Here is a 12384-nt window from a genome sequence, read left to right as displayed (position 1 = left end):
ATTACGGATTGCGGATCACGTAGCGCGTCGGCGCGAAGCAGTTAAGGATCAGGTGCATAATGAACACCATGGTCAGGGTCGCCACCAGCGCCACCGTCACCGAGACGATGCGGTAGAGATCGCTGAACACCAGGTCGCCATCCGGGTGCATGTTCTGGCCGAACATAATCCCGATGGTGGTGATGCTGGCAAAACCGACCCCGGCCCCCACCTTCTCCATCACGTGCAGGCGGGCACCAAACGCCAGCCCGAGGCCAATCAGCGGCATCATCAGCAACATGTGGCTACTGTGATCGTACAGCACCAGCTGCACCACCAGAATATACAGGCAGCCGAGCACCACCCCGACCACGCGCCACAGGGAGCTCATTACCGCCCCGCGGTAGTGCATCGGGAAGAGGATCAGGACGCCCGCCATCAGCGCCGACAGGGAATCGCTGAGATCGCTTATCTGGAACACCACAAAAATCAGCGTCGCCACGGTGCCGGAGAGCAGCGACTCATGGCGCACCCGGGCAGCGTCTTTCTCCAGCCGCGGCGGCGGCGTGCGTGGTTCCACATCCGGCAGCAGATAGTGCATCAGCGCGCTCAGGCAAACTGCCATCACGCTGGCTTCGAGGTTGGAGAACAGCAGCGTGTGCCAGTTGGTGGTGGGATAGCTCATAAAGTTGAGCATGGTGCTCTGGCACACCACCCCCATTGAGCCAAACAGAAACAACGGCCCCTGGCTCATAAAGCGAAAACGCATCACGTAGAGGCCAAACACCACCAGGGTCATGATCAGCGGCCACTGCGCCAGATAGCCGATAATAAACACCATTTCGAGGCAGTTCAGCGCCGAACTGAACACAAACTGTTTTGCCACGTGACGGTTAAACACCGGCACCAGCGACAGGAGCATGATCGGGTAGATCACGAAGAAGACCCCGTAGCTGGTGTTGTAAAAGCTCGACACGCTCAGCGCAATCATCCCGGCAAACACGATGCGCAACGTCTGGCGAAAGTCGTTGGCGGTGTAGACGATGTTGCCGTGCGGGGTAAAGACCCGCGCGAGAGTATTAATAGACATAGTGCAACAGGCTGACGAGGTGGATCTGCATCCCGGAGAAGAAGCGGGCAAACGGACCTTCGCTGTTATAGAGCTGCACGGTGGCGCGCGCCCCGGTCGGCAGATGCTTTGGCAGGGCTTCATCCAGCGCCACGTGGATACGCATACGCTGCGCATCACGCACCCAGCGATTGGAGGTCTCCGGCTCCGACAGCTGGCCATTGACCGCCTCCTGTCCCGCTAAAATCCCGGCGTCGCTGCTGGTGACGTGGGCGCGGAACACGCGGCCCGGGAAAGCGTCAAACACCACCGCGGCGTCGGTGTCCTGATGGGTATGGCGCAGGCTCTTCTCGCGGAAATCGGCGACGATATCGCTCTGGTTGTTCACCAGCGCCAGCGCCGCCGAGCCGGAGGCAGCATAAAAGCCGGGGCTCAGCTGGACATTACTGACCGTGCCGTCGGCTTCGGCGTAGATTTTCGTCCAGCCGAGGTTGAGTTCGGCCTCCTCCAGCGCGTTGCGGTATTTTTGCAGGGTCACGTTACGGTTTTCATCGCGCTCGCCGCGCTCGATGCGCAGCTGATGAATGCTGGCCTGTAAATTCGCCACCGACTGCTCGCTGCTCTGCCAGGTGGTACGGACCTTATCCAGATCCGCCTGGGAGACGTTTTGCAGGGTGCTGAGTTTCTGGTAGCGATCGAAGGTGACTTTGTCGTTGCGGGCGGTGAGCTGGGCGGTTTTCAGGCTGGCCTGGGCCGCCACGATCTGCGCGTCGAGCTGCTGGTTGGCGAGACGCGCCTGCTGCAGAGCAATCTCTGCGGCCTCGACCTTATTGCGGAACGGCGTCGGGTCGAGCTCAAACAGCAGATCGCCCTTCTTCACCTGGCTGTTATTGTGGACATGCACCGCCGCCACATAGCCGGAGACGCGCGCCGATACCGGCGTGACCACGCGCATCACGGTGGCATCCGGCGTCAGCGGGATCCAGATATCCGCGACAATAAAATAGACAAACATCAGCAGGAAAGAGGCAATACTCACCCTTACCCAGCGGGCAAACTTTTGTTCAGGGGTCATGATTATTCGGTCTTGTTATCTTCTTCGCGGATTGTCCGCAAATTGCAGGCGATTTGATTAAGTGTGGCGCTGAAAATCTCGAGATGTTCCGGGGCGATATTCTGCGACACCCGTTCCTGGAACGTTTCGATTACCCGGGTCAGCGTTTTCAGCACCGCGTTCCCCTCGGGTGTGAGCGTCAGCAGCCGGATGCGCTTGTCATAAGGCGATGTGGTGCGCAGCAGGTAGCCCTGCTTTTCCAGCTGTGAAAGGGTGCGCATCAGCGGCGGCAGTTCAATGCCCTGCACCTCCGCCAGTTCGCTCACCGAAACGTTATCCCCTAAGGATTTGAGCTGCATCATCACCGTCCAGCTCGACTGGGTTAACCCGGTCTCGAGAATGGCGTCGTCAATCACCGCGCGCCACTGACGCACAATCATTGCCATTCGCATGCCCATCGGCCTGCGGCAGAACAGATCTTCTTCACGCATGGGGGATCCTCGCTTCACACGCTGAGAAGATAATAGTTATCAGGGTAAGTATCAAGAAACGAGGATGTTAAGAGCAGGAATTGCGAAAGCGTGCTGGCCTGTTGCAGGCTCACACACACTGATCAAATTTTTTATACAACCCGGTCAGATTGGTCACGGCAAACTTGCGGTAAATATTGCGCCGGTGATGGCTGACGGTTTTTCCGGTCACGTCAAGGTAGCGCGTAATCTCTTTATTCTTTTTCCCCGACACGATATAGGGCAGCAGCATGGTCTCCATGCGGGTTAAACGTTGTTGCTTTTCAAGATGATGCCAGTGCGCGTTTTTAAATATCGTGACCGGCTGATCTTCCTGCGCAAGATGGGCAAGGCAGGCCCGTAATTTTCGTACGGCGCTTTTACAGTCGATGGCGTAATCCGCGACAGAATTGATGAGAATATTTTCAATGGTGCTTTCGTAACACGCATCGCGGGTAATAAAAATAAAATAGCTCTGCTCGTAACGGTTTTTCAGATCCAGCAGGGCATTTAAAACCTTGATATCAGACTCGCCATAATCCACCACAATGGCTTTGGTGTGGGCCAGATCCTCTTTTGTCGCTTTCTGGAGATCGTCGAGATAAAGCACCCGTTGAAAGGATGGCGCGTCGGTCATTAATTGTTCGACCAGCATGGAAAAGCCCTGCTGAAAATATCTACAGGATGTTAATACAATAATCATCGTCTATATCCCTGGCATCACTGTGGATTTAATCATAATCATCGAGAATGTAATAAATTTCAATTAACAGTTTTCCAGGGATTATAGGAATATTCTTAAGCAATTAGCGGCAGTTTGTGCCTTTGTTCACAGAAAATAATATTTAAGCGAAACATTCACCTGTAATTACAGCGAGATATCCGACCACTTAAGATTTTTCCAATTAGGGGCAGATCAATCTGACCTTTGACTTTATTTTCTTTTGATATGCTGCGAAATGTAACGAAGGATTAAACGGTGTATGCATTTTTATATTCGCCATCGCGAAATAAAAACATTACGTAATTTGAGAGGGACACCTTATGAATAAATCATTTCGCCTGAATCAGCTGGCTATCAGTATGAGCGTGATTCTGGGCAGCAGTTTTCTTTTAACACCGGCACTGGCAAATACATGCGCAGGGACGTCATTTACGGGCACCTGCGGATTAACGCAATATGACATGACGTCCCCGATAAATCCAAAGCCTACCGCGTGGTATTTCACTCTGAAAACCCAGGATGCGGCAATTAATAGTGTGGCTGAAGCGAAAAATATCTATTTTGCCAGCGGTTCATCTTCTCGTACTGCTTCTGATATACAACAGCTTCTCGTCGATGGTGCAAATCTGAGCGGCCATTATATCAACGTCAGTAAGGATGGTTCAGCCACCGTTGTTCTGAACAATCGCGCCGCGGTGGACTTTATCGAGGGGGGCAGCTCAAAATTCCAGACCAACACCCATATCGTTGTTGATAATTCAACCCTGAACGGTGCCGCTAAAGGGGGAGATTACGATATTAAAAACGCCCCAACCTCGAAGAGCTATCTTGACGGGTACGCTATTTACCTGGATGCCGCTGACAGCGGCAATGCCGATATTGATATCCAGAATAACAGCCTGGTGACAGGCAGGATCTATGCGGGCGGCGCGGGTACCCACGACCTTAGCGTGCAGGACAGTCGCATCCAGGCTGGCGGTATTTTGCTGTACAACACCAAAGATAATAACGCGATTACGATTCAGCGCAGCACCATCGATACCACCAACGCCGTTGCCAAAACGGCCAATGCGATAGAAATCACTAACCTCACCGCCGCAGATAAAACGCATGCGATTGTCGTCGACCACAGCCAGCTGACGGGCTCGGTGACCCTCGCGACCTCAGGCAGCAACAGCACACTGTCTGTTACGGACTCCAGTATCACTAAAACCACACAGAAAGACGGTAACGCCATTGTCATGTCAAGTGGCACTGCCCACCTGTCTCTGGATAAGAGCGAGATCCTCGGCCATGCGACACTTACCGGCGCGGTTGCGGGTACGACTACCGCCTCGCTGACGGATTCCACCCTCAACGGCAACCTGATTGCCAACAGAGCCGCACAGATTGCGATGGATATCACCCGCTCCGTGCTGACAGGCAATATCAATGCCAGCACCGGCACGGGAACCGTCGATCTGCATTTGACCGACAGCGCCCTCTCAGGGGATATCAATCTTAACGGCACAACGGTCCTCCGCTCCGACATCTGGCTGGATAATACGGACGTGGCGGGCAATTTGTACGGCAGCGGCGAGGCAAGCACCCTGCACCTGGCGAATATGCCAGTATTTGGCGGAACGCAGTTCAGCCACTTCAGCAAGCTGGCTGTCGCGGGCGATCTGCTTCTGACTGACGGGTTCAGCGACGCCAACGTGGGTAATGCCCTCACCGTTACCGGCACCACGGTGACCGCCCCGGTGCAGCTGACCAGCGGTAATTTAACCTTTGATAACACCAAACTTATCGCCGATACCCTGGCGTTGAGCAGCGGTGCATCGCTGAATATGGTCAACCATAGCCAGCTGCAAACCCGCTCCGACCAGCTGTTCAATCTTGCGGCTTCATCCCTGCGGCCAGAAGGCTATAACGAGTCCGGCGCGAGCATGGGCTTTACCGACAGTACGCTGATCCTGACCGATGAGACTTACCATCTGGACTATGTGAAGGCGGTCAATGACCTGCTGGGCTCGACGGAAGGCAACAGCCTGGTGATGCTCGGTACGCTGCAGAATGCGGATAACGTGGCGGGCACCGCCAGCGTAACAGAGGCAGCCATGACTCAGGCCGTGCTGGCCACTACGCAGGTTACCTCCGGTAAAAACCAACTCCATATTGGCGAGAAAGATGCCATCACCGATGAGGCCATTTTCGTGCGTAACGGCTTCGGCGCGGCGCAGCTGCGCTTTGAAGGTGAAGGCCAGCCATCGGTAGAGATTATTGGTGACCAGACGCTAACCCTGACCGGGGCTGCAGGCGCATTGATCGACGTGGCTGGCGCACCTGACATGCCTGTGTCGGTAGCGGTCAACAACGGGACCCTGAACCTGGGCACCGCGGCCATGCAGAACGTCACCGGCCATCTCACCGGCACCGTCACCGTGGCGCCGGAAGGCACCCTGAATATTGTAGCGGGCGATCACACTCTGGCCTCAGGCGGATCCGCTGCGGGAGTTGTCAGCAGCGGCCAGGTCACCGTCCAACAGCAAGCCACCCTCCACACCGACATGGCGCTGCAGGACAGCGGCCAGCTGGCGGTTAACGGCTCCCTGCTGGCAGGCCAGCTCACCGCCAGCCAGGATGCGCAGATTACCGTAGGCGATGTCACCGCTGCGGGCACGCTGATGGCGGAACGTTTAGATCTGCAGGGCGCGCGGCTGTTTATCGACCCGGCCTGGACGGAGGGCGGTACCCTGGCTAACGCATCCCGCGTCGCAAGTGGCGGTAGCGAGATCAACGGCCGTGTGACCGTGGGTCAGAACGCCCTGCTGGTGCTGGGGGATACTACCACTGCTGCGGCAGAAGCCCGTTTCGCCGACAGCGGCTTAACATGGGGTGAAAACGCGATTACGGCAGCGGTCTCTGTCCATACGCCGCAATTCCTGAACGCCACTCAGGGCGGGCTGCGGGTGGATGGTTCTCTGACCGGCAGTTCAGCCGACCGTGACGCCGCGTTTAACCGCGTCGACTTTGCTGACCACTCTCTGCTGATGGTCAGCACCAAAGAGATGACTAATGGCCAGGCCGCGCTGAATGCCACCGGGGGCAGTCTGAACGTGGCGGATAGCGCTGCACTTTACGTCGCCGATGCGAAGGCCAACCAGTCCTACGCGGTTGCCCGAGGCTTTAGCGATGTCAATATCGCCGGAAACGGCTGGCAGAATGAGAACCTGCTGCTGAATAAACTGCTGACGGCCACCACCCAGGAACGTAATGGCGAGGTGCTGGTCACCACCCAGGCCCGCGCGGCACAGGATGTCCTGCCGGGCGTAGTGACCACCCATGCACTGGATCGGCTTATCGCCAGCGGAGAAAACTCACGCTCTGCCAGCCAGGCGGGCGCGCGTTATCTCTCCGTTGCCATCGACACTCCACAGGCAAGCGTGGATGAGGTGGTGAGAACCGTTAACAGCGCGGCGCAAATCGCGACCGCGGGTGGTGTGCAGCATAATACCTGGGCGGCGGGCAGTGCGGCGATAGATGCCGTGATGGAGCGTAACTCGGTAGCCAACGCGGCGCTGCAACCTGCTGACACCGACGCCAGCGTCTGGGTTCACACCCTGTACGGCAACCCGCGCAGCAGCGACCTGCGTGCCGGCAACCTGAGTTACGGTCAGGACAGCAACTTCTACGGCCTGATGATGGGGGGAGATAAAACCTGGCAGACCGATCGCGGTACCCTGCGCAGCGGTGCGGCCTTCCATGCCGGTAACGGCGACAGCGATTCCCGCGGTGACGTCAATGCCACCCACAATGATTTCAGCTTCTGGGGCATTACCCTTTATCAGAACTGGAACCAGGATCGCTGGAACCTGACGGGCGACGTCAGCCTGACCCAGACCAGCAGCGATGTTTACCAGAAACAGCCGGGCTGGATGGAAGCAGGCAACAAGCTGAAGGCGAACGTGGACGGAATGCTGTTCAGCGCGGGCGTACGGGGCGAGTACCTGATCGAAACCGACGTTGTGGATATCATTCCTCATGCAGGCGTGCGTTATAACCAGCTCACGACCGAGGGCTTTGATACCAAAAACAGCCAGGGTGAACGCGTCTTCCATACCGATAAGGGCACGCAGACAATCTGGCAGTTCCCGGTTGGGGTGAAAGTGGCGAAAAACGTCGCCCTGGATTCCGGCTGGACGATGAGCACCCAGGCCGATGCCGCAGTGGTCGCCGTAACCGGTGATCGGGAGAGTCAGAACACCCTGCGTACCGTTGGCATCCGCGGCAGCGATACTATCCGCGCGGAGATCATGGACGATACCGCCTTTAACGGCCAGTTAGGGGTCAAAATGCAGAAAGGCGATATGACCTTCGGCGTGGGCTACAATGTTAACACCTCGCAACACGACACCGATCAGACGGTGAGCGCCACCTGGTCGCTCGCTTTCTAAAACAAAAAAGCCGCATACATCCGTATGCGGCTTTTTTTTCAGGCCTGACGCAGGATATTAATTCATCACTTTATGAGCCTGATTCTGGACTCCGTTTTGCTCATCAGAAAATAAGAGAAACTGTGACGCTGAAATATATTGCTCCACCGCATTCCACGCCACCACGTCAGTGTATAACTCCGTAATCAGGGTCAGCAGGTACTGATTTTTGTTCATCCTCATGGTATTGCTGGTGTTTTTTTCGATAAGCGCGGCCAGAAGTGCTTTAACGTCTTTCAGCGCCTTTCGCAATGGGACTGGTACATCGCTGTTTCCGAGACGTGAAATATAATTCTCTGACAGGCTGGCCAGACTGTCCGGTGAGCAGGGCATTCCCGATAATGAAATAATACTCTGGAACAGCACGCTCTCTGCGTAACTTTTCATTTTAGACACAATATATTGCCTCCCTGTTAATACATTGCATTTTTAAACAGACTGCTATTTAGCTGGCATACATGCAGGCTAATTATTTATGCTACATGACATTTCGCAATCGCGATAATAATAAAATCTGACATGCGAAAATTCTCAAACCAAATATATTTGCCTGAGAAATATTTTTCATCTTTATATAAGCGAGATAAATAATTATAAGCCAGCGGTGCGCGCTGATGCCGGGTGGCGCTGCGCTTACCCGGCCTACGGCTCGTGCGATTGGTGTGTAGCCGCCGGGCGCTTCCTTAGCGGCTAAAATGGTGATGCATGGCGCGCAGCCCTGACGCGGTCACCGTCACCTCGCGAAACCCCGCGACCCGCTGGATCCAGCCTTTGGTTTCCATATGAGTCAGCAGCGCCGCGCCCGCCTCGCCGCCCAGATGGAAGCGGCGCTCGCTCCAGTCCAGACAGGCGCAGCAGGCTTTACGCCGGGTACTGGCATTCAACAGGATCCCCATGGAGAGAAACGCCTCGCGCCCGCTCAGGGTGAGGGCCGATCCATCCGCCACCAGCCACCCCTCCGCCTGCATAAAGTCATATATCTGTACCGCAACCGTACCCGCCAGATGGTCATAGCAGGTGCGGGCGTGACGCATCGATTCCGGGGCCGTGGTCTCCGGTGGCGTGACGCGCCCCCACGACAGCCCCATCATCTGCTCCACCAGCTCCGCGACCTCGTGCCCGGCCAGGCGATAGTAGCGATGCCGCCCCTGCGAAAGACAGCCGATCAGCCTCCCCTCCAGCAGCCGGGCGAGATGCCCGCTGGCGGTAGAAGGTGCCACATCCGCCACGGCGTTGAGTTCGGTGGCGGTCCACGCCCGCCCGTCCATCAGGGCACAAAGCATTTTCACCCGTGACGGGTCGGCCATCGCCGCGGCAACCGCAGCAACGGCCAGCTCCAGCGCGGCGCTGTTATCAGGAGGTAAACTGGTCTTTAGCATTGGCAACCCACGGCCTGGTGATCTCTGCGGCCAGCTTATCATTATCCGTCAGCAGAATAAGGTGGTTCGCATGATCGCTGTACTGGGTCAGGATGGAGATGCCCTGCGTAGCCAGCGCGGCGGCGATCGCTCCCAGCTCGCCGGGACGTTCCTGTTTCAGCTTACGGATCAGCGGCTTTCGCACCGCCTGCACCTTAAAACCACCGTCGAGCAGCACGCGCCGGGCTTTTTCACCCTCCTCAACCAGAAAATGCGCCTCCACGCCAAACACGCCGCCGCCCTCCAGCCCCACGCCGTGTTGCCCCAGCAGTTGACCAAAGCGCGCCAGCTCGCCGGGCACGTTGTCGAAAATCACATGAACGTCATACATCGGCATGCCCTCCGGTCTCTGAGGCATATTCCCGCACCACCTGGGCCACGCGAATGCGGTAGCAGGCAAAGATCGACGCCCGCCCTTCGGCCTGCGCGGCCTGGTGAAAGACGTTTTGTTTCCACTTCAGGATCGCGTCCTCATCCCGCCACCAGGAGAGGGAGAGGATTTTGCCGTCATGGGTCAGGCTCTGAAAACGTTCAATATCGATAAAGCCGTCGATATCCGCCAGTAGCGGCTTCAGCTCGGCGGCCAGCTGCAGATAACGCGCCTGATGCGCGGGCTGCGCGTTGGCTTCAAACAGGACTGCAATCATAAGGATCTCTCCGTTGTGAGGTTAAGGAGAGGATGATGGAAAGGAAAAAGGGATGCTTCGGTGAGGAGCGAAATATGGCGTTATGGTTGAAAAATATCCTGTCCCGCTTTATAGTCGACGTACGGAAATCATCCGTACATGAAGATATCTCCGGAGTAAAAATGCCAGCCCTGAAAAAACAGCGCATCGACCTCAGGTTAACTGACGAAGACAAAAATCTGATCGAAGAAGCTGCGGCGATGACTAACCAGACAATCACCCAGTTTATGGTTAACAGTGCCTCTGAACGTGCTGCCGAGGTCATTGAGCAGCATCGCCGCCTGATCCTGAATGAGGAGTCGTGGGATCGCGTTATGGATGCACTCGACAACCCGCCAGAGCCTGATGACAGGCTGAAACGCGCAGCAAGACGTCTGCAAAATATGGAGTGAGGCGTGGCTAATCTGACGATAAGGATGTTTTCGCAAGAGACACACTATGATTTAACAGGCTTCAACTGCGGGGAAGACACCCTCAACCGTTTTCTGTGTGAGCACCTTGCGCGGCAGCACGCAGGGCGTATTTTACGCGCTTATCTTCTCGTTACCGACGAACCCAGGCCAAAAGTGTTGGGCTACTACACGTTGTCCGGCAGCTGCTTTGAGAAAGCGACTCTGCCCTCAAAAACGCAGCAGCGCAAAGTGCCTTATGTGAACGTACCCAGCGTCACGTTAGGGCGTATCGCAGTACACCAGGATCTGCAGGGTCAGGGTTGGGGAACGACGCTGGTCACACATGCCATGAAGGTGGTCTGGCTGGCATCGCAGGCAGTGGGCATTCACGGCATGTTTGTAGATGCGATCAACGAGAAAGCGAAAGCGTTTTATCTGACGCTCGGCTTTATTCCTTTAGCGGGCAGCAACGCCGATGCCCTTTTTTATCCCACTAAATCAATCGAAAAGCTGTTTGTTGAGTAAACCGCGAATTGCCGGGTAGCGCTGCGCTTACCCGGCCTGGGAAGGCCCGAGCCGCCGGGCGCTGTGTTAGCCGAGGATCGACTTCGGCTCCATAAACGCGCTTATCCCCCACGCGCCCATCTCGCGCCCTACGCCGGAGTGTTTAAACCCGCCAAAGGGGGCTTTAGGCTCATGGGTGAGGGTGTTCACCAGCACGCGACCGGACTGGATCTGCTCCGCCACGCGGCGGGTGCGTTCCGCATCGCTCCCCAGCACCATCGCGCTCAGGCCATAGTCGGTGTCGTTGGCAATGGCGATGGCTTCGGCCTCGTCGCGGTAGGCGATCACGCACAGCACCGGTCCAAAGATTTCGTCCCGGGCGATGGCCATCTGATTGTGCACGTCGGTAAACAGCGTCGGACGGACAAACCAGCCGTCCCGGGCTCCTTCCGGTCGCCCTTCCCCGCCCGCCAGCAGACGTGCCCCCTCCTCCAGCCCTTTACGGATATACCCCTGCACCCGCTGCCACTGTTTTTCGCTTACCATCGGGCCGACCTCGGTGGCGTTATCCCGCGGATCGCCGGACTTCACCGCCGCGATGGCCTGGGCCAGCGCCTGTTCGAATTCCGCTTTCCGCGACTGCGGCACCAGGATGCGCGTCCCGGCCACGCACGCCTGGCCGCTGTTCATCAGCCCGGCCTGCACCGCCAGCGGAACCGCCTGTTTGATATCGGCGTCATCAAGAATGATCGTCGGGGATTTACCACCCAACTCCAGCGTAACGCGGGTAAAGTTCTCCGCCGCGTTGCGCAGGATCGCTTTGCCGGTCTGCGTTGAACCGGTAAACGAAATTTTCGCAACAAGAGGGTGACGGCTGATGGTCTCGCCCACCGTGTCGCCGCGCCCGGTGACGATGTTGAATACCCCCGGCGGCAGGTCGGCGGCGTGCAACGCCTCGGTCACGATCTGCGTCTGCAGGGCGCTCATCTCGCTGGGTTTGATCACCGCGGTGCAGCCTGCTGCCAGGGCCGCCGCCAGCTTGCCGCAGATAAAGCCCGCGTCGCTGTTCCACGGAGTGATCAGCCCGGCGACGCCGAGCGGGGTCATCTCGACCCGCGCCGCCCCGGCAGGAACGGTGAACTCAAACGCCTCCAGCGCCGCGATGGCCTGGCCTATCACCTCTGCCGGATAGCTTGCCATCCATGCCGAGCGTGAGGCGGGCGCGCCGTACTCCTCGATCACCGCCTCCAGCAGATCGTCGTGCCGGGCCGCCACCGCAGCCTGCATCCGCTGCAGCGCGGCGATGCGCGCCTGTTTGCCGGTGCTGGACCATGCCGGAAAAGCAGCGTGGGCGGCAGCAATGGCGCGTTCAGCATCCACCGAATCCGCCAGCCGCACCTGGCCTGTCACCCGGGCCGTCGCCGGGTTATAGAGATCAAAACGCTCTGTGCCGTGCGGGGTGACAAATTCGCCGTTGATATAGATCTGTTCGATGTGCTGCATAACAACCTCCTCAGACTGGATGAAGACAGTCTGGCACGCCTTCTCCGTTGCGATAATCCACGCTATGCTGC

General features: G+C 57.2%; 12 protein-coding genes. 3 read left to right on the top strand and 9 right to left on the bottom strand.

All coding sequences use genetic code 11. The features are described from left to right. Nucleotide 1 precedes the first annotated feature (1 nt). The 4 genes from WFO70_RS13115 to WFO70_RS13100 all read right to left on the bottom strand — a co-directional run bounded on the left by WFO70_RS13115 (nt 2) and on the right by WFO70_RS13100 (nt 3266). On the bottom strand, nt 2-1069 hold the full coding sequence (locus tag WFO70_RS13115) for a DUF2955 domain-containing protein (RefSeq protein WP_337016766.1): 1068 nt from the start codon (nt 1067-1069) through the stop codon (nt 2-4). Next, complete coding sequence (locus WFO70_RS13110) at nt 1059-2126, bottom strand: HlyD family secretion protein (RefSeq protein WP_337016990.1); 1068 nt, start codon at nt 2124-2126, stop codon at nt 1059-1061. The genes WFO70_RS13115 and WFO70_RS13110 overlap by 11 nt, the downstream gene beginning before the upstream one ends. Beyond that, nucleotides 2126-2593, bottom strand: coding sequence for a MarR family winged helix-turn-helix transcriptional regulator (locus tag WFO70_RS13105; RefSeq protein ID WP_337016765.1), 468 nt, complete (start codon nt 2591-2593; stop codon nt 2126-2128). The genes WFO70_RS13110 and WFO70_RS13105 overlap by 1 nt, the downstream gene beginning before the upstream one ends. Before the next feature lie 109 nt (nt 2594-2702). After that, nucleotides 2703-3266 (bottom strand): helix-turn-helix transcriptional regulator, encoded by a 564-nt coding sequence (locus WFO70_RS13100; RefSeq protein ID WP_337016764.1) that lies wholly within the window; start codon nt 3264-3266, stop codon nt 2703-2705. A gap of 530 nt (nt 3267-3796) precedes the next feature. On the opposite strand from WFO70_RS13100, the gene WFO70_RS13095 reads away from it, so the two are divergent. Continuing rightward, nucleotides 3797-7771, top strand: a complete 3975-nt coding sequence (locus WFO70_RS13095; RefSeq protein ID WP_337016763.1) for an autotransporter outer membrane beta-barrel domain-containing protein — start codon at nt 3797-3799, stop codon at nt 7769-7771. A 57-nt stretch (nt 7772-7828) separates the two neighbouring features. Here the strand turns inward: WFO70_RS13095 and WFO70_RS13090 are convergent, their stop codons facing one another. The 4 genes from WFO70_RS13090 to WFO70_RS13075 all read right to left on the bottom strand — a co-directional run bounded on the left by WFO70_RS13090 (nt 7829) and on the right by WFO70_RS13075 (nt 9875). After that, nucleotides 7829-8206, bottom strand: coding sequence for a hypothetical protein (locus WFO70_RS13090; protein WP_337016762.1), 378 nt, complete (start codon nt 8204-8206; stop codon nt 7829-7831). 287 nt (nt 8207-8493) lie between these two features. Continuing rightward, nucleotides 8494-9189: an ArsR/SmtB family transcription factor gene (locus WFO70_RS13085; protein ID WP_337016761.1), complete on the bottom strand. Its 696-nt coding sequence runs from the start codon at nt 9187-9189 to the stop codon at nt 8494-8496. Further along, the gene (locus WFO70_RS13080; RefSeq protein WP_337016989.1) at nt 9164-9559 is read right to left on the bottom strand and encodes an amino acid-binding protein; all 396 of its coding nucleotides are present in this window, start codon (nt 9557-9559) and stop codon (nt 9164-9166) included. Before WFO70_RS13080 ends, WFO70_RS13085 begins: the two co-directional genes overlap by 26 nt. Next, nucleotides 9552-9875, bottom strand: coding sequence for an antibiotic biosynthesis monooxygenase family protein (locus tag WFO70_RS13075; protein ID WP_337016760.1), 324 nt, complete (start codon nt 9873-9875; stop codon nt 9552-9554). Before WFO70_RS13075 ends, WFO70_RS13080 begins: the two co-directional genes overlap by 8 nt. A gap of 161 nt (nt 9876-10036) precedes the next feature. Here WFO70_RS13075 and WFO70_RS13070 point away from each other — a divergent pair, with 161 nt between their 5' ends. Both WFO70_RS13070 and WFO70_RS13065 read left to right on the top strand, forming a co-directional pair. Further along, the gene (locus tag WFO70_RS13070; RefSeq protein WP_337016759.1) at nt 10037-10306 is read left to right on the top strand and encodes a type II toxin-antitoxin system TacA family antitoxin; all 270 of its coding nucleotides are present in this window, start codon (nt 10037-10039) and stop codon (nt 10304-10306) included. Nucleotides 10307-10309: 3 nt separating this feature from the next. Next, entirely contained in the window at nt 10310-10831 is a 522-nt protein-coding gene (locus WFO70_RS13065; protein ID WP_337016758.1) for a GNAT family N-acetyltransferase, read from the top strand. 66 nt (nt 10832-10897) lie between these two features. Here WFO70_RS13065 and WFO70_RS13060 read toward each other — a convergent pair whose 3' ends face one another. Then, the gene (locus tag WFO70_RS13060; protein WP_337016757.1) at nt 10898-12313 is read right to left on the bottom strand and encodes an aldehyde dehydrogenase family protein; all 1416 of its coding nucleotides are present in this window, start codon (nt 12311-12313) and stop codon (nt 10898-10900) included. Nucleotides 12314-12384: the final 71 nt, after the last annotated feature.

Origin of the sequence: Leclercia sp. AS011, from assembly GCF_037152535.1 — a bacterium.
Taxonomy (GTDB): Bacteria; Pseudomonadota; Gammaproteobacteria; order Enterobacterales; family Enterobacteriaceae; genus Enterobacter.
Note: the sequence above shows the minus strand (reverse complement) of the source record. Positions and strands in the feature narration are given on the sequence as shown.